The sequence below is a fragment of the Kitasatospora sp. NPDC017646 genome (assembly GCF_044329365.1).
Taxonomy (GTDB): Bacteria; Actinomycetota; Actinomycetes; order Streptomycetales; family Streptomycetaceae; genus Kitasatospora.
In genome coordinates, this window is sequence record NZ_JBIRJC010000018.1 from 88,295 (window position 1) to 107,327 (window position 19,033).

Genomic DNA, 19,033 nt, shown 5'->3' on the forward strand with positions numbered 1-19,033 from the left:
ATGACCCAGCTGCCCGACTTCCGGCTCGAAACCTACTTCTCCCGCTGGGAGTTCACCGCCCGGCACCACCTCACCGCGTCCGACTCCCAGAGCATGACGATGGCCGAACTCCTCGCCCTGGCCGGTCCCGAGGACCGCGAGGCCTGGGACACCCTCGCCCTCGGCTACACCGAGACCTTCGGCGATCCGGGCCTGCGACGGGCGATCGCCGGGATGTACGAGCGGGTCGAGGCGGACGACGTGATCTGCTTCGGCGGCGCCCAGGAGGGCATCAACCTCGCCATGCAGGTGCTGCTCGAACCGGGCGACCACGCGGTGGTGCTGACCCCCAACTACCAGTCGGCGGAGACCATTCCGCTCTCGCTCTGCGAGGTCACCGGCGTCGCGCTGGACGAGCGGCAGGACTGGGCGCTCGACCTGGACGCGGTCGAGGCGGCGCTGCGGCCGAACACCAAGGTGCTCTCGGTCAACTTCCCGAACAACCCGACCGGCACGCTGCTCCCCGCCGCCGACTTCGCCCGGCTGGCCGAACTCTGCGAGGAGCGCGGCATCCGGCTCTTCTCGGACGAGGTCTACCGCGGCCTGGAACGCGACCGGGACCGCGCCCTGCCGCAGGCCGCCGACCTCTCCGCGACGGCCCTGTCGCTCAACGTGACGTCCAAGTCCCTCGGGCTGCCCGGCCTGCGGATCGGCTGGATCGCCTGCCGGGACCGCGAGCTGCGCACCCGCCTGGAGCGGGCCAAGCACTACACCACCATCTGCAACTCGGCGCCCAGCGAGGTGCTGGCCCGGATCGCGATCACCGCCCGCGAGCGGATCCTGACCCGCAACCGGGGCATCATCGCCGAGAACCTGCCGCGGTTCGACGCCTTCTTCGCCGAGTTCCCCGAGCTCTTCGACTGGCGGGCCCCGGAGGGCGGTTGCGTCGCCTACCCGCGCTACCTCGGCCCGGACGGCGTCGAGGACTTCTGCACCGCCCTGGTCGAACAGGCCGGCGTGCTGCTGATGCCCGCGAGCATGTTCCGCTCCGACCTCACCCCCACCCCCACCGACCGCTTCCGGATCGGCGTCGGCCGCCGCGACCCCGGCCCCGCCCTGGACGCCTTCGCCGACTGGCTGCGAAAGCGTCGGCGCTAACGGACACGAGCAGCCGGGGTGCCGGCCCCGCGGATCGGCACCCCGGCTGCTGTGACCGTACGGGTCAGAGCTTCTGCCAGGCCGGCTTCGCCGCGTAGGTGTCACGGAAGTAGTCGGCGAGCTTGAGGCGGGAGGCGGCGGCCTCGTCGACCACCACGGTGGCGTGCGGGTGCAGCTGGAGCGCCGAGGCGGGGACGGCCGCGGCCAGCGGGCCCTCGACGGCCAGGGCGACGGCCTCGGCCTTGGCCTCGCCGGTGGCCAGCAGGACCAGGTGGCGGGCCTCCAGGATGGTGCCGATGCCCTGGGTGATGACGTGGTGCGGGACCTCGTCGATGCTGTCGAAGAAGCGGGCGTTGTCCACCCGGGTCTGCCGGGTCAGGGTCTTGATACGGGTCCGGGAGGCGAGCGAGGAGCACGGCTCGTTGAAGCCGATGTGGCCGTCCGTGCCGATGCCGAGCAGCTGCAGGTCGACGCCGCCGGCCTCGGCCAGCGCGCGGTCGTAGGCGGTGGCGGCCGCGGCGATGTCGGCCGCGTTGCCGTCCGGGCCCAGGAAGGAGTCCTCGGTCAGACCGAGCGGCTCGACGACCTCGCGCAGCACCACCGAGCGGTAGGACTCCGGGTGGCCGGCCGGCAGGCCGACGTACTCGTCCAGCTGGCAGACGCGCGCCCGGGAGGCGTCCAGGCGGCCGTCCCGGACCCGCGCGGCGAGGGACTGGTAGACCGGCAGCGGGGTCGAGCCGGTCGCGACGCCGAGCAGGGCGTCGGGCTTGTCGGTCAGCAGATCGGTGATCGCCGTGGCGATGAGTTCGCCGGCCGCTGAGGCGTCAGGGACGATCACGATTTCCATACTGGGTCCACCGTTCTGAGGCGAGTCTGAGGTCTAGACCTCCAAGGTCTAGACCAGTTTGCCGTGAACGGGGCCCTCCGGTCCACCCGGGGGCGGTGTCGGGGCGGGTGCCGGACCTCGGGCGTCCGGCCCGGTGGAGGCCGCTCGGGACGCTCCTGAGCTCGGCGACGGCTTGCCGGGGCGCACGTGCGAGGAGCCGGGGCCCGTGACGGCCCCGGCTCCCTGCGCCCTGTCGTACGGGCTGCCCTGTCTTACGGATGCCGTTCCACGGGTGAACGGCCGGGGGGCCTGACCGCGGGGGTCAGAACGGGTTGGTACAGGTGGTCACCTGCTTGCTGGCGTCCAGCGCCGGGCCGGCGGTGGCGCAGATGATGTGGGGGGCGGGGCCGGTGACCTTGGGGGTGGCGGCCTGAGCGGAGCCGAGTCGGACGGCGGACGCGCTGGCGACCGTCTCCCACGGGCTGCCCCAGGCCTGCTGGGCGCGCACCTCTACCTGAACCATCGTCAACTGGGTGGGGTCCGCGTTGACCTGGGCTATGCCGACGATGCCGTCACCGTCGACCTGGTGCGTGATGCAGGGGCGGTTGAGCACCGTGGCGCAGGCGACGGTGCCGGCCTCGGACGTCGCCGTGGCGGCCATGGCGGGAGCAGCCGACAGCGCTGCGATCCCTGCCGCCGCCACCATCACGGCTGCAATCCGAGTGCGCATGATACGAACCTCCTTGGAAATTAAGGGAATCTCACTGGATGAGACGAGTCTTGCACACATCCTGGGATTCACGCGTGTGCGTTGCGTCACACCCATGGTGACCGTTCAACTACTGGCTGCAATCGTTCGCCGGATGTTCAGCGCGCGGACGAGTTGCGGTCTGACGGAGGATCAGTCAGTGGGGCGGCAGAACCATCCGCCGCCCGGCCGTCGCGCCGCCGTCCACGGGCACCGACGCGCCGGTCTGGTAACCGAAGTCGTCCGAGGTCAGTGCCAGGATCGCCCGGGCGATCTCCTCCGGTTCGGCCATGCGTTCCAACCCCTCGATGTTCAAAGGGCCGTAGGCCTTCTTGAACTGTACCCAAGCCTCGTCCGGCACGCCTGCCGGGCGGACGAAGGCGGTGTCAGTGGTGCCGGGGAGGATCGCGTTGATCCTGATGCCCCGCGTCCCGTACGCCAACGCCGCTGCTTTGACCAGACCTTGAATCGCCCTTTTGCTGGCCGTGTACGCGCCGCCGTCCGGCCGGGCCTGCTCGGCGGCCGCCCCGGCCAGGCCGAGCGCGGAGGCGCCGAGCAGGGCCCGCCGGGCCGTCCCGGGTGCGGGAGAAGTTGTGGAGGGGGAAGGGGAGTTGATGTCCATGGCCGCCACCCTGGCCGCAGTCGGCCCGCCCCCGCCTCGGCCGACCGGCCCGGCGTCCCGGACGGCCGGTCCGCATCGACCGGCCGCGCGGACGGGACCGGTCGGCCGTACGGGCCGGTCGGCCCTGGGGAGGAGTCGCCGTCCTCCCCAGGGCGGAGGGCAAGTCCTCGCCGTTCGGCCCGGGTTGGCCGTACCTCGACGGCGACCCGGGCGGCGCCGACGGTGAACGCACCGTCAGCCCCTTCGCCCTGGACCCGATCCGGGCGCCGCGCCGGGCGCCGCTTCAGCCGCCGCGCCGACCACCCCCACCTGATCCGCACCCTCGCCGTGATCACCGTCGACGACCCCCCGCCCCGAACTGGACGGCGCCGTCGCCCTGGTGATGGAGCGCGCCGCCCGCGGCCTGCACGACGTCCTGGCCACCGCCCGCGCCGGAACGGCGGTGCCCGGCGCGGGCGGATCCTCGCCGAGCTCTGCGCCGGACTGACCCACACGCACCGGCGGGCTGGGTGCACGGGGGACCTCAAATCGGCCAACATCCTGCTGATGCCCGACGGCACCGCCAAGATCGCCGACTTCGGCCTCACCGCCGAACTGGAGGGCACCCACGCCTACGCCCCGCCGCTCGGCTCGCCGGACCACGTCCCGCCCGAGTGGTGGTCCCAGCGCACCTGGGCGCGCGGGGTCGCGGTGCGCCCGAGCGCCGACGTCCGGGCCTTCGGGGTGATCGCCCACCAACTGCTCACCGGCGGGCTGCACCCCTTCCTCGGCGCCGCCGCCCGGGGCGATCCCGGCCGGCTCCGACGTCCCGACGGCCTACCGGGGCATGATCGAGGACGCCGCCCGACGGTGCCCCGAGCCGGAGATCACCCCGGTCCTGCTGGCCGCGATGCTCAAGGCGGAGAGCGGCTTCGATCCGAACGCTGCCCGCCCGGAGACCGGCGAGTACGGCATCGCGATGTGGACGCCCGCCGTCTTCGAGGCCTGGGCCAGGGCAGCCAACCACGACGGCCCGAAGCCCTACCTGGACCCGGGCGGCGCGATCGCCGCCATGGGCAACTACGTCTGCTGGCTCGACCAGCAGGTCGAGCGCCGCGGCTTCACCCGGGACCTGCCCGCCCTGGTCGCCGCCGCCTACCGCACCAGCGACAAGTCGGTGGCCGCCGCCGGGGGAGTCCCGGAGCGGGTCCGCCCGCACGTCGACATGGTGCTCCGCCACCTCGCCGACTACGGAGGGTGAGGGCGCGGATCGGGACGAGTTCTGCCCCCCATCCCCGTATTCCCGGCGCGGGTGCCGGGGCGACCGGGCTCCGGTCTGGGATCCTCGGGCGCATGATCACGAAGCTCCGCGCGGTCTCCGCGCAGTGGACCCTCGTCGTCCCGGTGGTGGCGTTCGTCGTCCTGGTCCTGACCTGGCACGAGAACCTGCCCGGCTGGGTGGTCGGCGTGGTCGCCGTGTTCCTGATGGGGGCGGTGCTGGCGGCCGTGCACCACGCCGAGGTCATCGCTCACTGGACCGGCGAGCCGTTCGGATCGCTGGTGCTGGCGGTGGCGGTCACCGTGATCGAGGTCGCGCTGATCGTGACGCTGATGGCCGACGGCGGGGACAAGTCCTCGACCCTCGCCCGGGACACCGTGTTCGCCGCCGTCATGATCACCTGCAACGGGATCATGGGCCTGTCGATCATCGTGGCCGCGTCCAGGTACCGCACCGCCGTCTTCAACGCCGAGGGCACCGGCACGGCGCTCGCCTGCATCGCCACCCTCGCCACGCTCTGCATGGTGCTGCCGACCTTCACCACCAGCACCCCGGGCCCGCAGTTCTCCACCACCCAGCTCGGCTACGCGGCCACCGCCTCGCTCGTGGTGTACGGGTTGTTCGTGACCACCCAGACCCTGCGGCACCGGGACTACTTCCTGCCCGTCACCCCGGAGGGCGAGATCCGCCGGGACGTGGACGACGACCACGCGAGCCCGCCGACCCTGCGGGCCGCCGGGGGTCAGCCTGCTGCTGCTCGCCGTCGCGCTGGTCTCGGTGGTGGGCCTGGCCAAGGGCGTCTCGCCGACCATCGAGTCCGCGGTCGACAGCGCCGGACTGCCGCACGCGGTGGTCGGTGTGGTGATCGCCCTGATGGTGCTGCTGCCGGAGACCATCGCGGCGCTGCGCGCGGCCGTGCGCAACCGGGTGCAGACCAGCCTCAACCTGGCCCTGGGATCGGCGCTGGCCAGCATCGGCCTGACCATCCCGGCGGTGGCGATCGCCTCCACCTGGCTCTCCGGCCCGCTCGTCCTCGGCCTCGCACCGTCGCACATGGTGCTGCTCACCCTGACGGTCGTGCTCGGCACCCTGACCGTCATCCCGCGCCGGGCGACCCTGCTGCAGGGCGCGCTGCACCTGGGGGTGCTGGCGGAGTTCGTGGTGCTGGCGGTGAATCCGTGACGACGGTGAACCACTGAGGCCGTGGTGGCCGTGGTGAAGAACGGAAGCCCCTGACACGTCCCCCCGTGCGGTCAGGGGCTTCCGTCGTCTCCGGCCGTGCCCGCTGGGAGGGGCGGGGTCACGGCCGGGAGCCCCGGCACGGCTGCCGGCTGCCGGCGGGCCAGGGGCTCCGTGGCGCCGCGGCTCAGACGCGGCGCTGCGGCCTCCGGAGGGCTCAGACCTCCGGAGACGGCGCGATCGGGCCCTGCGGCACCTCAGCGGTGCCGCAGGCTCCTGGGAACGGTCAGGAGGTGCGGCGACGGCGGGTGTAGACCACCGCGCCCGCGCCGGCGACCAGCAGGGCGGTGCCGGCGCCCGCGTACAGCAGGGTGCCGTCGCTGCCGGTGGAGGCCAGCTTCTTGCCGTCCGAGGCGCCCGGGATCGGGGTCGGGACGCTGACCTTGGCCGGCACGACCAGCGGCTGGTCCGGGGTGACCTTGGTGCCGGTGCCGGCGTGCACCGGGACGGTGGCGGTCGGCGGGGTGGACGGGCCGGCGCTCGGGACGTCGCTGGGCGCGCCGGTCGGGACCTCGGCGGCCGGGGTGGTGGGCGCGGGGGTCTTGGCGGGCTCCGTGGCCGGGGTGGTCGGCGCGGGGGTCTTGGCCGGCTCGGTTGCCGGAGTCGTCGCCGGGGTGGACGGCGTCGGGGTGGCGGACGGCGTGGCGGAGTGCGAGGGCGCGGGGGTGTGCGACGGGGTCGGGGTGTGCGAGGGGGTGGTGCTCGGCACGGCGGTCGGGCTCGCCGACGGGGCCTTGGTCGGCGTGCCGGTGGCGCTCGGCTTGCCGGTCGGGGTCGGGGTCGCGGTCTGGCCGCCGCAGTCGACCTTGAAGACCTTCTGCTTGGGGTTGCTGACGTCGGGGTGGTCCGGGAGCTCGCCGTTGACCAGCGGGACGGCCTTCCAGAACAGCTTGTAGTGGCCGTCCGGCAGGTTGATGTCCTCGGTGCGGATGTGGCCCTTGTCGTCGACCGGGAGGTCACCGAACACGACCGGCTCGGTCATGTCGCTGTTCATGTCGAAGATCGCCCAGAGCACGTCCTGGTTCGGGTCGAAGCCGAAGGAGTCCAGGTAGAAGGTGCAGACCTTGGGCTCGTTGCGCAGGTCCTCCTGGCCGGTGGCGGCGTCGTGGATCTTCACGGTGCCGTTGTTGCCGGGGTGGCCCTTGCCGTTGCCGTTGCCACCGGCGGCGGCGTGCGCCACGGGGGCGAGCAGCATCAGGGCGGCGGCGGTCGGGACGGCCACCAGGGAGCGTGCGGCGGTGGAGCGGATGTGCATGCGTCTTCCATCGGGTAACGGCAGGCCGGGGGAGCCTGTGCGGGGGGAGGGAGCTCTCGGTCGGCCGCCGGGCCGGGGACCGGATGCGTACGACGTGAGGGGCACAAAAGTTCCCGCAGTGGGAAACGTGACGCAAGGGAGGTTTGGCCGAAATGCATCGCTGAGGGCGATTGGTCCGGCTAGTCCCTCGCAACGATCTGATCACCCGATTGTGGTGGACTCGTGCGTGCCGCAGGCATGTCATGCGATGGCCGGTATTGGCCGGTCCGCGCCCGGGGCCCGCGTGTCGGGGCGGCGGGCGGAAGGCGGGGTTCTCTATCGTCCGTCTGTAACCGCCCAGTCCGCCGATTCCGTTGTGGGTGCGGCCGACCGCGTGAGCAAGCGGTCGGACCCGCAGCCGATCCGACCCAGGGGGAGTGCTCGATGCCCGGCCCAGAGCAGCAGGTGCGACCGGAGCGGCAGCCGACCGCGCCGACCGAGGACAGCGCCGACGTCATCGTGGTCGGCGCCGGCCCGGCCGGCTCCACCGCCGCCTACCACCTCGCCCGCACCGGCCTGGACGTCCTGCTGCTGGAGAAGTCCGCCTTCCCCCGCGAGAAGGTGTGCGGCGACGGCCTCACCCCGCGCACCGTCAAGCAGCTGGTGGACATGGGCGTCGACGTCTCCGAGGAGGCGGGCTGGCTGCACAACCACGGTCTGCGGCTGATCTCCGGCCACCGCTCGCTGGAGTTCGACTGGCCCGAACTCTCCGCCTTCCCCGGCCACGGACTGGTGCGCCGCCGCGCCGACTTCGACGAACTGCTCGCCCGCAAGGCCGCCGCGGCCGGCGCCCGGCTGGTCGAACGGGCCAACGTGGCGGGCCCGTTGACGGACGAGCGGTCCGGCCGGATCGCCGGCGTCAGCGTCAAACTGGGCGAGGAGCGCAAGCCCGTCGAGTACCGGGCCCCGATCGTGGTCGCCGCCGACGGCAACTCCACCCGGCTGTCCGTCGCGATGAAGCGCTACCGGCGCACGGACCGCGCGATGGGCGTGGCCTACCGCACCTACTTCACCACCCCGCGCCACGACGACCGCTACCTGGAGGCCTGGCTCGACCTGCGCGACCCCCATGACCCCGCCCACCGCGTCCTGCCCGGCTACGCCTGGGTGTTCGGCATGGGCGACGGCACCGCCAACGTCGGCCTCGGCGTCCTCGACACCGACGGCACCGACCTCGACTGGCGCGACCTGCTGCGGCGCTGGTGCGCCGACCTTCCACCCGGCTACGCCTACACCCCCGAGGCGGTCACCGAGCCGATCCGCGGCTCCGCCCTCCCGATGGGCCTCAACCGCCAGCCCCACTACGCCGACGGGCTGTTGTTGATCGGCGACGCGGGCGGCACGGTCAGCCCCGGCACCGGGGAGGGCATCGCCTACGCGATGGAATCCGGCCGCTACGCCGCCGAGACCATCGTCCAGGCCCACGCCCGCCGCACCGACCGCGGCCGCGAACTCGCCCTGCGCGCCTACCCGCAGAAGCTGCGCTCCGCCTACGCGGGCTACTTCGCCCTCGGCCGGCTGGCCGCCGACCTGCTCGGCCGTCCCCGGCTGCTCGGCGCCGCGGGCGCCGTCGGACTGGGCCACCCGGCGCTGCTGAAGGTGGCGTTCCGGCTGATGGTCAACCTGACCGAGCCCAACTCCAAGGACGCCCTCGACCGGCTGCTCCACCTGCTCGGCCGGGTGGCCCCGGGGCGCTGAGTCCCGCGCCGGAGATCACCCACCGTCGGATGATCGGCCGATCCGATCGCGTGGTCCCTATCCAGCCGCGCAGGGGCGGCGCAAGACCCCTGCGTGGCATTCCGGAATCTGAACCGGCCCCGCACACGACGTGCGAGCTGTCTCCACAGCTGCCCGGCTTCGCGATCGGCGCCCGGGGGAATCCGTCCGGAGGCGGTGGGCGGCCCCGCTGCTGACGGCCCGCCACCCCCACGCAAGGTTCCCCCAGGCTCCCTTCCCCCCTGAGGAGATCAGCCCGTGCGCGCACGTCCCGGCACACTCAGATCCCTGCTCGTCGGCCTCTGCGCCGGAGCCGCCGTCATCGCCCTCACCACCGGACCGGCGCAGGCCGCATCCGCCGGTACCGCCGTCGCCGCGGGCCCGGCCGCCCACGTGGCCGCCGCCTCGTACGTGGTCAGCACCCCGACGAGCATCTCGGCCTCGTGCTCCGGGCAGAACGCCGAGACCATCCAGGCCGTCGATCCGGCGGCGAACGCCGTGTACGACGCCTGGATGGGCTGCAAGGGCATCGGCTTCGCCGGTTCGCCCGACGGTGGATCGACCTTCGGCACACCGCTCACGCTGCCCGGCAGCACCGGACAGAACGGCAGCCGGTCCTGGGACCCGGCGATCACCGTCGCGCCGGACGGCGCGGTCTACGTGGCGTTCATGGTCGCCCGCTCCGGCCTGACCTACCCCGTCGTGGACGTCAGCACCGACCACGGCGCCAGCTTCAGGACCGCGGGCCAGATCGCCCCGCCGGACGCGAACAACTGGGGCGACCGGGACTTCATCACCGCCGGCCCGGACGGAACGCTCTACCTGACCTGGGACTACGGGCCGAGCGCGGCGGCGGTGACCTTCGTCTGCGCGGCGTCCGGCAGTTGTTCCTTCGCCACCGGTGACGTCAACGCGGTGCTGCAGAAGTCCACCGACGGCGGCCGGACCTGGAGCGCGATGTCGCACGTCAGCCCCGGCTACCCGAACAGCGGGGCCGACAGCGCACCCGTCACGGTCGAACCGGACGGCTCGATCGACGTGCTCTACCAGGGTTACGTCGTCACCGACGTCCCGACCGACAACCTGACCGTCGCCCACACCTACGCGACCCGCTCCACCGACGGCGGCACGACCTGGTCGCCGCCGGTGCGGATAGGCGGCGGTGCCGGGTCGATGAACAACAGCGAGTGGTGGATCGACGGCAGCGAGGCGCTCGGCCCGGACGGCACCCTGTACGCCACCTGGGACACCCAGGGCTCGAACAGCGACACCGGGTGGCTGTCGTACTCCCGGGACCACGGGGCGAGCTGGTCCCCGCCGGTGCAGGTGCCCTCGGACACGCTGAACGTACCGCACGTCATGCAGGTCGTCGCCGGCCCGCCCGGGATCGCGTACGTGGGCTGGCTGTCGAGCAGCGACCCGCGCGGCTACGCGCAGTACCTGCGGACCTTCTCGACCACCCGGGGCTGGCTGTCCGCGCCGGTCCGGGTCTCGCAGGACTTCGGCACCGCCACGGTGTGGCCCGGGGACACCTTCGGGTTCTCCGCGACGGCGCCCGAGCGGCTGGTGCTGGCCTGGGGCAGCGCGGTCGCACCCTCGGCCTCGAACGACAGCATCTGGACCGCGACGGTCGGCGTGGCGCTCTCCTAGGGAGTCCCGGGCAGGCCGGCCGCGAGCCTTCGGGCCGCGCGGCCGGCGCGCCCCGGTACCACGCCGGGGCAGCCGGTCACCGGACGTCGCCGCCCCGCCGCTCGCAGGTCGGCGGGCCGGTCAGGTCCAGCGGTGCCACTCCCGGCAGCACGAACACCGCACCCTCCGCCACGGCGGGTTCGACGTCGGCCGTACGGGTCGTCAACAGCTCGATCACAGCCCCTTTCTCGCACCCGGGCGGGCCGGGCGGCACCGGATTAATCGCTGGCGGCGGCAGCGGGAGCGGCGGTAGGAAGGCGGGGTGACCACCAGTGACCCGGCGACCGACCAGCGCCTCCTCCGCCCCGACGTCCTCGACCTGGGCGACGTCCTGCTCCGCCCGTGGGGCCGCGGCCTCGACCTGCCCGGCGGCACCCTCGCCGCGGTGATGGCCGCCGCGGCCGACCCGGAGATCGCCCGCTGGAACCCGCTGCGCGACGCCACCGACCGCGCGGGCGCCGAGGCCTACCTCGACCGCGCCGACTCCCGCTGGGCCCAGGGCGGCACGGCCTCCTTCGCCGTCACCGACGCCGCCGACGGCACCCTGTGCGGCAACGTCGCCCTGCGCTGGACCGACCGGACCGACGGCGTCGCCATGGTCGGCTACTGGCTGCTCGCCGCCGCCCGCGGTCGGGGCCTCGCCACCCGCGCCACCTCCGCCGTCGCCGCCTGGGGCGTCCGCACCGCCGGGGTCCGCCGCATCGAGCTCTACCACGCCGTCGGCAACGAGGCCTCCTGCCGGGTCGCCACCCGCGCCGGCTTCCCGTACGAGGGCACCCTGCGCGCCTCCTACCGTTACGGCGACGGCCCGTACAACGACGAGCACCTGCACGCCCGGCTGGCGTCCGACCCCTCGTAGCGCGCGGTTCCCGGTCGCGGACCGCCCGGATTCCGCACGGTCCATTGACGGAGTGAGTACTCACTCCGTAGCCTCGAGGTATGGCAGAGAACACCTCCACCCCGCCCGCCCGGCGCCGCGCACCGGCCATGGACCCCGAGCAGCGCCGCGCCGTGATCGTCGCGGCCGCCCTTCCGCTGGTCGTCGAGTACGGCGCGTCGGTGACCACCGCGAAGATCGCCCGCGCGGCCGGCATCGGCGAGGGCACGATCTTCCGCGTCTTCGCCGACAAGGACGCCCTGCTCGCCGCCTGCCTGGCCGAGGCCCTCCGGCCCGACGTCGCCGTCGCCCACCTCGCCTCGATCGAGCTCGACCAGCCGCTGGCAGCCCGGCTCGCCCAGGCGGCCGACGTGCTGAGCGGCCACCTGGCCCGGGTCGGCGCCGTCATCGGCGCCCTCGCCGGCGCCGGGCGCCCGGAACGCCCCGCGCCGGCCGGACCGCGCCGGGCGGCCGATCGCGACGCCGGCCTGGCCGCGCCGCGCGCGGCGCTCGCCGCCCTGTTCGAACCCGACCGGGAACGCCTGCGACTGGCCCCCGAACGGCTCGCCGACTCCTTCCAGCTGCTGCTGATGTCCGCCGGCCGTGCGGGCACGCCCGAACCGCTGTCCACCGAGGAACTCGTCGACCTCTTCCTGCACGGCGCGATCGCCGCCGCGGGGGAGGCGTGAACCCGTACGAGGACCTCCGGCCCCGCCGCCGGAACCCGGCCACCGCGGCTCTCCTCGGCTGCGCCTTCCTCGCCGTGCTGGACGGCACGGTGGTCGGCACCGCGCTGCCCCGGATCGTCCGGCAGATCGGGGGCAGCGGCACCTGGTACGTCTGGCTGGTCACCGCCTACCTGCTGACCTCCTCCGTCAGCGTGCCGGTCTACGGCCGCTTCTCCGACCTGTACGGGAGGCGGCGGTTACTCCTCGGCGGGCTCGCCGTCTTCCTGGTCGGATCGACCGCGTGCGCGCTGGCTGCCACCATGCCGGTGCTGCTGGCCTCCCGCGCCGTGCAGGGCCTGGGCGCCGGCGCCCTGCTCACCCTCGGCATGGCCCTGATCCGCGACCTCCACCCGCCGTCCCGCCCGCAGGGCCTGATCCGGATGCAGACCGCCCTGGCGACCATGATGGTCCTCGGCATGGTCGGCGGCCCGATCCTCGGCGGACTGCTCGCCGACCACGCCGGATGGCGCTGGGCGTTCTGGCTCAACCTCCCGTTCGGCCTCGTGGCCTGGCTGCTGATCGCCCTGTTGCTTCCTGGTCACCGCCCCGCCGCCGCACCGTCCGGCCGCCTCGACGCCGCCGGGATCCTGCTGCTCACCAGCGGACTCGGGCTGGTCCTGATCGGCCTCAGCCTCAAGGGCAACACGGCCGACGGGCGGTGGAGCGACCCGGCGGTCGGCGGCTGCCTGCTCGGTGGACTCACCCTGCTCGCACTCCTGGTCCCGGTGGAACGGCGGGCCGCCGTACCCGTGCTTCCACTGCGGCTGTTCCACGACCGCACCTACTCGGCGCTGCTGGCCGCCGGACTCCTCTTCCAGGTCGCGGCCATGCCGGTCGGGATCCTCCTGCCGCTGTACTTCCAACAGCAGCGCGACTACTCCGCCACCGCCTCCGGCCTGCTGCTCCTGCCCCTGCTGATCGGCATGACGGTCGGCAACCGGCTCACCGCGGCCGCCGTCACGCGCGGCCGGCAGGTCCGCTCCGTCCTGCTGACCGGCGCCGCGCTGCTCACCGCCGGCACGGCCGGTCTCCTCGCACTCGGGTCGTCAACCCCCTTGCCGCTGACGTCCGTTCTCCTGCTGACCGTCGGGCTCGGCACCGGTCCGGCGATGGGCGGTCTGACCATCGCGACCCAGAGCTGTGTCCCGCCCGCCGACATGGGAACCGCCACGGCGGGCTCGGCGCTCGCCAAACAGATCGGCGGCGCCTTCGGCCTGGCCTGCGCCCAGAGCCTGCTCGCCCGCTCCGACACGGCCGTCGGCCCCACCATCGCCTGGACCGGTGTCCCCGCCGGACTGCTGGCCGCCGGTGCACTGCTGCTGGTGCGCGACCTCACCCTCGCCACGCCCAACCGACCGCTGTCGGAGGGAAGTCCGAGGCCCACCGGGCAGAAGGGCCGGGTCTGAGCCCGGCTCACGCCCCGCGAACGCGGGCGGAGTCGCGGCACCTGATACCAGCGTTCGCGGCGGACCACCCGCTGAACCCACCAGGGCGATCAGCGGTGGAACTGGGCGAGCTGGATGAGGTTGCCGCAGGTGTCGTCGAGCACCGCGACGGTGACCGGGCCCAGGGCCGTCGGTTCCTGGGTGAAGCGCACTCCGAGCCGGTGCAGGCGGTCGTACTCGCCGTGGACGTTGTCCACGGCGAACTGGGCGGCCGGGATGCCGTCCTCGAGCAGGGCCGTCTTGTACGGCTTGACCGCCCGGTGGTTGTCGGGCTCCAGCAGCAGTTCGGTGCCGTCGGGCTGTTCGGGGGAGACCACGGTGAGCCAGCGGTGCTCGCCGAGCGGGACCTCCTCCTTCTTCACGAAGCCCAGCACCTCGGTGTAGAAGCGCAGTGCCTTGTCCTGGTCGTCGACGAACACGGTGGTCAGGTTGATCCTCATGGGGTGCCCTCCGATGCGGCCCGGTGGTGGTGGCGGTCGCCGAGCCGATCGTAGATCGCGCGCAGCCAGGGCTGCCGGACGGCGGGCAGCCGGGCGAGGCGGTGGCGAAGCAGGTGCCGGTCGGGCTCGAACAGCCGGTTCGGGCGCAGCGGCAGCGGGTCGTCGCGTTCCTCCCCGGCGGGCAGCCGGGTGCCGGGGCGCACGGGCGGAAAGGCCAGGTGGGTCCACACCCCGGCGTCCAGCGGGACGGGCACCCCGTCGTCGGAGGGCGGCGGCTGCCAGGCGGCGCCCGTCCACGGGTGGCGGGGGACGAGAACGATGTCCGACAGCGGTCGGGACGTGAGGCCCGGCCCGGCCAGGCCCAGGGTGTGGACCGGGGCGCCGGCCGGGAGCAGTCGCTTCAGGGTGCGACCGAAGGTCTCGGCGAGCAGGCCGCCGGGGGCCACCGCCACCGGTCTGCCGCCGGAGGCCGCGAGGACATCGGCCAGGGCCGTCCCGACCGCGGCGCTCCACCGGTCGCTCCACCAGCCGAGGGGCTCCAGCGGCGGCGCCGGCGCCACCGCCCAGCCGTCCCCGGCCGGACGGGCCGGGCCCGCGACCGGTAGCCGCCGGACGGCCCGCGGATACAGCCAGACCGCCTGCCAGCGGTAGCAGTCGTCGATCCGGGCGCCCACCGTCCGCCCGCACCGCTCGCAGGCCAGGTTGGGTCCTCCGGCGGAGGCGCAGCAGCCGTCGCACTGCTCGGGAAGCAGGGCGGTGCCGCGGGTGTCGCCCGGGGCCAGCAGGACGGCCCCGCCGGGGCCGGACCACAGTCCGTCGACCGGTGCGTACACGCCCCGGGCGGCGGCTTCGGCGGGAGTGATGGCGGCCCAGGGTCGCCAGGGCCGCTCGAAGGGCTCCGGGTCGACGGCGAAGGTCCCGGGTTCCAGCAGCGGCGGGAGGTACCGGTCCCCGCCCTCCCGGTGCGCGTGCGGCGGCAGTGCCACCTCCGTCACCGGTACGGTCAGCTCCGCACCGCACCCCGCGCACGCGAACACCGCCACGCTTCTCCCCCCGCTCGCCCGTGGACCTCCGGAGTATGGCGCCCCGCGCACCGCCCGCCAAGCGGTTTTGCCCCGCGGGGGCGCCCGGCCCCGGCAGGCAGCGCGCCGGGCCGGGGAGCGTCCTAACCTGGAAGGGCGAGCACGGCGTGCGGCCTGTGACGGAGGCACGGGAGCCGGGCGACGGAAGTACGGGAGCGGTGACCATGACGGTGATATCGGCGGCTCTCTTCGGTACCGACTGGCGGCCCCGGCCGCCCGGCGGCGCCGAGCTGCTGCGCGAGTGCGCCGCGCGCGGTTGGACGGTCGTGCTGACGGGCCCCGGGCCGGCCGGGGTGCCCGTCCTGACCGTGGCCGCCCCCGGCGGCGACCCCGTGCGGGCCGCCCTGGAGCTGGTGGACGGCGAGCCCTCGCACGCCGTCGCCGTCGCCGGGAGCGTGCGCGAGGTGCTGGCTGCGCGGCGGGTCGGGGTGCCCTGTGTCGCCCTGGAGGCCGGCGGGGACGCCGGTCCCGAGCTGCGGGCGGCCGGCGCGGTCGAGGTCCACCGCGACGCCGCCGCCCTGCTGCGCGTCCTGGACGACAGCCTGCTCGCCCGTCCCCGGGCCTTCGGGCGCGTGGACGCCGGAACGGGCGGTGCCCGGAACGGTTGACGCCGGCCCGTACCGGGCAACCGCCCGGGGGCGAGCACGTCACCGGAATGTCGGAGGTGACCGAGATGGACGGACCCGCGTTGAGCGGATGGGAGCGGCGGCTCCTCGAGGAGATCGAGTCCGACCTGCGCCAGGACACGCGCCTCGACCGGAAGTTGAGCACGATGGGGGCGAAGCGGCCGAACCGGGCCGCGAGCGCGCTGCACGCCGTGGGGCGCCGGATCTCGGCCGGGGTGCTGCTGACCGTGCTGGTGATGACGTCGATCTGCCTCGGCATCGGGGTGCGCACCCCGGCCACTTCCGTGCTGGTCGCCCTCGGGGTGGTCTGGGCCGCCTCGGTGGCGGCCTCCGTGGCCGCCACCGAGCTGCTGCGGCGGCGCCGGGGAGACCGGGCCGAAGCCGCCGATCCGCTGCGGGAGGAGCGGCGTGAACGCCGGCCGTGGGACCGTCCGGAGGCGTGACGCGATGAAAGGCGTGACCTGATGAGCACCGACCTGTGGGAGTACCGCCCGGGCTCCCATCCCGCCGCCGACCTCGCCCTGGTCGGGTACGAGGTGCACGCCACCGACGGCCCGCTCGGCCGGGTGGAGCACGACGGCGGCGACCACCTGATGGTCGACGCCGCACCCTGGGTGCCGGGCGCCCGGGTGCTCGTCCCGAGCGGCCTGGTCGCCCGGATCGACCACCTCGACCGCACCGTCCACCTCGACTGCCCCCGGGCCCGGATCGGCACCGCCCCACCGCCCGCCGAGGACCTCACCACCCGCCGCCCGGATTGAGCCATGGGCTGGCCGCTGACCACCCTGACCGGCCGGACGATCGCCTTCCTGGTCGCTCCGTACGGCGTCGAGCAGCGGGAACTCAGCTCGCCCTGGCAGGCGGTCGCCGAGTCCGGCGGCATCCCGCGACTGCTGTCCACCGCCCCCGGCCGGGTCCAGGCAGTCCGGCACCGTGAGCCGGGGGACACCTTCGCGGTGGACGGCCTGGTCGCGGAGGCGGATCCGGCCGACTACGACGGGCTGGTGCTGCCCGGCGGCGTCGCCAGTCCGGACCACCTGCGGCTGGACCGGGCGGCGGTCTCCTTCGTGCACGCCTCCTGCGCCTCCGGCCGCCCGGTCGCCGCGATCTGCCACGCCGCCTGGACGCTGATCGAGGCCGACGCCGTCCGCGGCCGCACCCTCACCTCCTGGCCCAGCCTGCGGACGGACCTGGTCAACGCGGGCGCCCACTGGGTGGACGAGGAGGTGCACGTCTGCCGGAACGGGCCCGGCCCGCTGGTGACCAGCCGCAAGCCCGCGGATCTGCCGGTGTTCGAGGACGTGCTGGTCACCGAGTTCGCCCACGCGGCGGCGAAGCGGCGGAGGTGACGCGCGTCCTCACCCGGCCCGCACCCGGCGCCGGGCAGGTCGAGTGGGCCCGACTGGTGCCTGGGAGCGGCGGGTTGGGCGCCGCCCCGGAGGTCTCAGTCGCCGCGCAGCCGGACGAAGGTGGCGGCGGGCGGCCGTCCGGTGAGGGTGAGTTCGGCGCGCAGCGGCCCGGTGAGCGGGTGCACCTGGCCGTAATCGGGGTCGGTGGCGGGCGGGCCGAGCAGCGGTCCGGCGACCCGGGCGACCTCGCGCGCCTGGACGGGGGTGAGCCGGGGGGTGGACAGGAAGACCCGGCCGTCGTCGAGTTGGAGCACCAGCGCGTGCGGCCGGGCGGCCGGACCGGTGAGGGCGCGGACGGTGGCGTCCAGCGTGTCGCTGCGCCGGTACTTGACCCAGGTGCGGCTCGCACCGCGCGCCCGGTAGGGGGAGGCCGCGGCCTTGCAGACCAGGCCCTCGACGCCCGTGTCGGCCAGCTGCTCCATCCACTCCAGCGCCTCCGCCCGGTCGGTGGTGGCCATCACCGGCTGGATCGGCGGCGGGACGTCGGCCAGCGCGGCCAGCAGCAGGCGGCGACGGTCGGTGAGCGGCAGGCGCCGGACGTCGCGACCGGGCAGGGCGAGCAGGTCGAAGGCGATCAGCCCGAGCACCACGTCCGGCGCCGCGGCCCGGGCCTGGCGGGTGTGCAGCAGTTCCTCGAAGGCGAACCGCCCGGCCCGCCAGGCGACGAGCTCGGCGTCCAACACCAGCCCCTCCGGCAGCCGGGCCACGGCGCCGGCGATCGGCGGGAACTCCGGGGCGAGGTCACGGCCGCTGCGGGACTGCAGGAACGCCGGACGGTCGCCACGGGCGAAGGCGACGCAGCGGAAGCCGTCCAGCTTCAGCTCGTACTGCACGCCGCCCCCGCCCAGGCCGTCGGCGGGCGGCACGGCGGTGACGGCGGCGGGGCGCATCACCTCGACGGGTGGGTGCAGCACCTGCCGGGGCTGCACCGGTGCCGCCCTGGGGGTACCGGGCAGCGGCCGGGCCTGTTCCGGGTCCAGCAGCGGCGCGAACAGGTCGCCGTGCGCCGCCAGCCGTCCCGGCAGCTCGGCCAGGGTGAAGACCAGTTCCGCCTCTCCGCGCGCCCGCTCCAGCTCCGCCCAGGACAGCGGCGTGGAGACCGTCGGCAGCGGCTTGGCGCGCAGGGTGTACGGGGCGGCGGTGGTCTTCTTGGCGTTGTTCTGCGACCAGTCGACCAGCACCCGGCCCCGGCGCCGGGCCTTGGCCATGGTGTGCACCACCAGGTCCGGGTGCTCGACCTCCAGCGCGGCGGCCAGCGCCTTGGCGTAGTCGGAGACCTCCGTGCTCGGGGTGGGCTCGATCGGCACCAGCAGGTGCAGGCCCTTGGAGCCGGAGGTCTTCACCCAGGCGGACAGCCCGTCCGCGGCCAGCCGCTCGCGCAGCAGCAGCGCGACCGCCCGGCAGGTGAGGATGTTCGCGCCCTCGCCCGGGTCCAGGTCCAGGACCAGCCGGTCGGCCAGCGCGGGCGCGGCGGCGTGCCACTGCGGGACGTGCAGCTCCAGACAGCCCAGGTTGGCGACCGCCAGCAGCGCCGCGCCGTCCTCCAGCACCACCTGGCGCAGCTCCCCGCCGGTGCTGGGCACGTCCACCGTGCGGACCCAGCCCGGGGTGCCCGGCGGCGGGTTCTTGGCGACGAACACCTCCGCCTCCACGCCGTCCGGGCAGCGCAGGAAGGACACCGGGCGGTCGCGCAGGTGGGGGAGCAGGGCGGTGTGCACGGCGGCGTAGTAGCGCAGCACGTCGCCCTTCACGGTGCCGATGCTCGGGTAGTACACCTTGTCGAGGTGGGACAGGGCGAGGGTGCGTCCGTCCACCGTCATCTGCGGCATGGGCCGTCTCCGAAGACTCCCGCGGGTGGCCCCCGCAGCCAGTCTGCCCCGGTCCGGCCGCCGCTGCC

Annotated in this window: 19 protein-coding genes and 3 pseudogenes; 13 read left to right on the forward strand and 9 right to left on the reverse strand. The window is 74.4% G+C overall.

The annotated features are described in order from the left end of the window. Nucleotides 1-1,137: an aminotransferase class I/II-fold pyridoxal phosphate-dependent enzyme gene (locus ACH4J0_RS26100; protein WP_396243004.1), complete on the forward strand. Its 1,137-nt coding sequence runs from the start codon at nucleotides 1-3 to the stop codon at nucleotides 1,135-1,137. Nucleotides 1,138-1,201: 64 nt separating this feature from the next. Here the strand turns inward: ACH4J0_RS26100 and nagB are convergent, their stop codons facing one another. The 3 genes from nagB to ACH4J0_RS26115 all read right to left on the reverse strand — a co-directional run bounded on the left by nagB (nucleotide 1,202) and on the right by ACH4J0_RS26115 (nucleotide 3,333). Next, entirely contained in the window at nucleotides 1,202-1,984 is a 783-nt protein-coding gene (gene nagB / locus ACH4J0_RS26105) for a glucosamine-6-phosphate deaminase (RefSeq protein WP_396243005.1), read from the reverse strand. Nucleotides 1,985-2,285: 301 nt separating this feature from the next. After that, entirely contained in the window at nucleotides 2,286-2,693 is a 408-nt protein-coding gene (locus ACH4J0_RS26110; RefSeq protein ID WP_396243006.1) for a hypothetical protein, read from the reverse strand. Nucleotides 2,694-2,868: 175 nt separating this feature from the next. Further along, the gene (locus ACH4J0_RS26115; protein ID WP_396243007.1) at nucleotides 2,869-3,333 is read right to left on the reverse strand and encodes an SDR family NAD(P)-dependent oxidoreductase; all 465 of its coding nucleotides are present in this window, start codon (nucleotides 3,331-3,333) and stop codon (nucleotides 2,869-2,871) included. Between the two features lie 483 nt (nucleotides 3,334-3,816). Between ACH4J0_RS26115 and ACH4J0_RS26120 the strand changes: the two are divergent. From ACH4J0_RS26120 to ACH4J0_RS26130, 3 genes and pseudogenes are all read left to right on the forward strand, one after another. Continuing rightward, nucleotides 3,817-4,044, forward strand: a pseudogene (locus tag ACH4J0_RS26120) (protein kinase); the annotation flags it as partial. 115 nt (nucleotides 4,045-4,159) lie between these two features. After that, a complete protein-coding gene (locus tag ACH4J0_RS26125; protein WP_396243081.1) occupies nucleotides 4,160-4,573 on the forward strand; it encodes a transglycosylase SLT domain-containing protein in 414 nt (137 codons plus the stop codon). Nucleotides 4,574-4,665: 92 nt separating this feature from the next. After that, nucleotides 4,666-5,773, forward strand: a pseudogene (locus tag ACH4J0_RS26130) (calcium:proton antiporter). 283 nt (nucleotides 5,774-6,056) lie between these two features. Here the strand turns inward: ACH4J0_RS26130 and ACH4J0_RS26135 are convergent. Further along, nucleotides 6,057-7,085: an LPXTG cell wall anchor domain-containing protein gene (locus tag ACH4J0_RS26135; protein WP_396243008.1), complete on the reverse strand. Its 1,029-nt coding sequence runs from the start codon at nucleotides 7,083-7,085 to the stop codon at nucleotides 6,057-6,059. Between the two features lie 423 nt (nucleotides 7,086-7,508). Between ACH4J0_RS26135 and ACH4J0_RS26140 the strand changes: the two genes are divergently transcribed. Together ACH4J0_RS26140 and ACH4J0_RS26145 are read left to right on the forward strand one after the other, a co-directional pair. Beyond that, nucleotides 7,509-8,822 (forward strand): geranylgeranyl reductase family protein, encoded by a 1,314-nt coding sequence (locus tag ACH4J0_RS26140; RefSeq protein ID WP_396243009.1) that lies wholly within the window; start codon nucleotides 7,509-7,511, stop codon nucleotides 8,820-8,822. A 276-nt stretch (nucleotides 8,823-9,098) separates the two neighbouring features. Continuing rightward, the gene (locus tag ACH4J0_RS26145) at nucleotides 9,099-10,490 is read left to right on the forward strand and encodes a hypothetical protein (protein WP_396243010.1); all 1,392 of its coding nucleotides are present in this window, start codon (nucleotides 9,099-9,101) and stop codon (nucleotides 10,488-10,490) included. Between the two features lie 76 nt (nucleotides 10,491-10,566). Here the strand turns inward: ACH4J0_RS26145 and ACH4J0_RS26150 are convergent, their stop codons facing one another. Next, on the reverse strand, nucleotides 10,567-10,707 hold the full coding sequence (locus tag ACH4J0_RS26150; RefSeq protein WP_396243011.1) for a hypothetical protein: 141 nt from the start codon (nucleotides 10,705-10,707) through the stop codon (nucleotides 10,567-10,569). An 84-nt stretch (nucleotides 10,708-10,791) separates the two neighbouring features. Here ACH4J0_RS26150 and ACH4J0_RS26155 point away from each other — a divergent pair, with 84 nt between their 5' ends. The 3 genes from ACH4J0_RS26155 to ACH4J0_RS26165 all read left to right on the forward strand — a co-directional run bounded on the left by ACH4J0_RS26155 (nucleotide 10,792) and on the right by ACH4J0_RS26165 (nucleotide 13,540). Beyond that, nucleotides 10,792-11,388 carry a GNAT family N-acetyltransferase gene (locus ACH4J0_RS26155; RefSeq protein WP_396243012.1) on the forward strand — a complete coding sequence of 199 codons (597 nt, stop codon included), beginning with the start codon at nucleotides 10,792-10,794 and terminating at the stop codon, nucleotides 11,386-11,388. A gap of 80 nt (nucleotides 11,389-11,468) precedes the next feature. Beyond that, the gene (locus ACH4J0_RS26160) at nucleotides 11,469-12,095 is read left to right on the forward strand and encodes a TetR family transcriptional regulator (protein ID WP_396243013.1); all 627 of its coding nucleotides are present in this window, start codon (nucleotides 11,469-11,471) and stop codon (nucleotides 12,093-12,095) included. Beyond that, on the forward strand, nucleotides 12,092-13,540 hold the full coding sequence (locus ACH4J0_RS26165) for an MFS transporter (RefSeq protein ID WP_396243014.1): 1,449 nt from the start codon (nucleotides 12,092-12,094) through the stop codon (nucleotides 13,538-13,540). The genes ACH4J0_RS26160 and ACH4J0_RS26165 overlap by 4 nt, the downstream gene beginning before the upstream one ends. Nucleotides 13,541-13,629: 89 nt before the next feature. Here the strand turns inward: ACH4J0_RS26165 and ACH4J0_RS26170 are convergent, their stop codons facing one another. Both ACH4J0_RS26170 and ACH4J0_RS26175 read right to left on the reverse strand, forming a co-directional pair. Beyond that, nucleotides 13,630-14,019, reverse strand: a complete 390-nt coding sequence (locus ACH4J0_RS26170) for a VOC family protein (RefSeq protein WP_396243015.1) — start codon at nucleotides 14,017-14,019, stop codon at nucleotides 13,630-13,632. Continuing rightward, nucleotides 14,016-15,062, reverse strand: a complete 1,047-nt coding sequence (locus ACH4J0_RS26175) for a hypothetical protein (protein ID WP_396243016.1) — start codon at nucleotides 15,060-15,062, stop codon at nucleotides 14,016-14,018. Before ACH4J0_RS26175 ends, ACH4J0_RS26170 begins: the two co-directional genes overlap by 4 nt. A 203-nt stretch (nucleotides 15,063-15,265) precedes the next feature. On the opposite strand from ACH4J0_RS26175, the gene ACH4J0_RS26180 reads away from it, so the two are divergent. From ACH4J0_RS26180 to ACH4J0_RS26195, 4 genes are all read left to right on the forward strand, one after another. Further along, the gene (locus ACH4J0_RS26180) at nucleotides 15,266-15,709 is read left to right on the forward strand and encodes an HAD family hydrolase (protein WP_396243017.1); all 444 of its coding nucleotides are present in this window, start codon (nucleotides 15,266-15,268) and stop codon (nucleotides 15,707-15,709) included. Nucleotides 15,710-15,774: 65 nt separating this feature from the next. After that, the gene (locus tag ACH4J0_RS26185; protein WP_396243018.1) at nucleotides 15,775-16,170 is read left to right on the forward strand and encodes a DUF3040 domain-containing protein; all 396 of its coding nucleotides are present in this window, start codon (nucleotides 15,775-15,777) and stop codon (nucleotides 16,168-16,170) included. Between the two features lie 21 nt (nucleotides 16,171-16,191). After that, entirely contained in the window at nucleotides 16,192-16,488 is a 297-nt protein-coding gene (locus ACH4J0_RS26190; protein ID WP_396243019.1) for a PRC-barrel domain containing protein, read from the forward strand. Between the two features lie 3 nt (nucleotides 16,489-16,491). Then, nucleotides 16,492-17,076: a type 1 glutamine amidotransferase domain-containing protein gene (locus tag ACH4J0_RS26195; RefSeq protein ID WP_396243020.1), complete on the forward strand. Its 585-nt coding sequence runs from the start codon at nucleotides 16,492-16,494 to the stop codon at nucleotides 17,074-17,076. Nucleotides 17,077-17,171: 95 nt separating this feature from the next. On the opposite strand, the gene ACH4J0_RS26200 is transcribed toward ACH4J0_RS26195, so the two are convergent. Together ACH4J0_RS26200 and ligD are read right to left on the reverse strand one after the other, a co-directional pair. After that, complete coding sequence (locus tag ACH4J0_RS26200; protein WP_396243082.1) at nucleotides 17,172-18,026, reverse strand: DNA ligase; 855 nt, start codon at nucleotides 18,024-18,026, stop codon at nucleotides 17,172-17,174. A 60-nt stretch (nucleotides 18,027-18,086) separates the two neighbouring features. After that, a pseudogene (gene ligD, locus ACH4J0_RS26205) lies at nucleotides 18,087-18,965 on the reverse strand (non-homologous end-joining DNA ligase); the annotation flags it as partial. Between the last annotated feature and the right edge of the window lie 68 nt (nucleotides 18,966-19,033).

Excerpts from the sequence above, each read along its gene's own strand:
- ACH4J0_RS26110 (WP_396243006.1), bottom strand. The coding sequence starts at position 2,693 with ATGCGCACTCGGATTGCAGCCGTGATGGTGGCGGCGGCAGGGATCGCA.
- ACH4J0_RS26125 (WP_396243081.1), top strand. The coding sequence starts at position 4,160 with ATGATCGAGGACGCCGCCCGACGGTGCCCCGAGCCGGAGATCACCCCG.
- ACH4J0_RS26135 (WP_396243008.1), bottom strand. The coding sequence starts at position 7,085 with ATGCACATCCGCTCCACCGCCGCACGCTCCCTGGTGGCCGTCCCGACC.
- ACH4J0_RS26180 (WP_396243017.1), top strand. The coding sequence starts at position 15,266 with ATGACGGTGATATCGGCGGCTCTCTTCGGTACCGACTGGCGGCCCCGG.
- ACH4J0_RS26170 (WP_396243015.1), bottom strand. The coding sequence starts at position 14,019 with ATGAGGATCAACCTGACCACCGTGTTCGTCGACGACCAGGACAAGGCA.
- ACH4J0_RS26195 (WP_396243020.1), top strand. The coding sequence starts at position 16,492 with ATGGGCTGGCCGCTGACCACCCTGACCGGCCGGACGATCGCCTTCCTG.
- ACH4J0_RS26190 (WP_396243019.1), top strand. The coding sequence starts at position 16,192 with ATGAGCACCGACCTGTGGGAGTACCGCCCGGGCTCCCATCCCGCCGCC.
- ACH4J0_RS26160 (WP_396243013.1), top strand. The coding sequence starts at position 11,469 with ATGGCAGAGAACACCTCCACCCCGCCCGCCCGGCGCCGCGCACCGGCC.
- nagB (WP_396243005.1), bottom strand. The coding sequence starts at position 1,984 with ATGGAAATCGTGATCGTCCCTGACGCCTCAGCGGCCGGCGAACTCATC.
- ACH4J0_RS26140 (WP_396243009.1), top strand. The coding sequence starts at position 7,509 with ATGCCCGGCCCAGAGCAGCAGGTGCGACCGGAGCGGCAGCCGACCGCG.
- ACH4J0_RS26115 (WP_396243007.1), bottom strand. The coding sequence starts at position 3,333 with ATGGACATCAACTCCCCTTCCCCCTCCACAACTTCTCCCGCACCCGGG.
- ACH4J0_RS26200 (WP_396243082.1), bottom strand. The coding sequence starts at position 18,026 with ATGCGCCCCGCCGCCGTCACCGCCGTGCCGCCCGCCGACGGCCTGGGC.
- ACH4J0_RS26185 (WP_396243018.1), top strand. The coding sequence starts at position 15,775 with ATGGACGGACCCGCGTTGAGCGGATGGGAGCGGCGGCTCCTCGAGGAG.
- ACH4J0_RS26100 (WP_396243004.1), top strand. The coding sequence starts at position 1 with ATGACCCAGCTGCCCGACTTCCGGCTCGAAACCTACTTCTCCCGCTGG.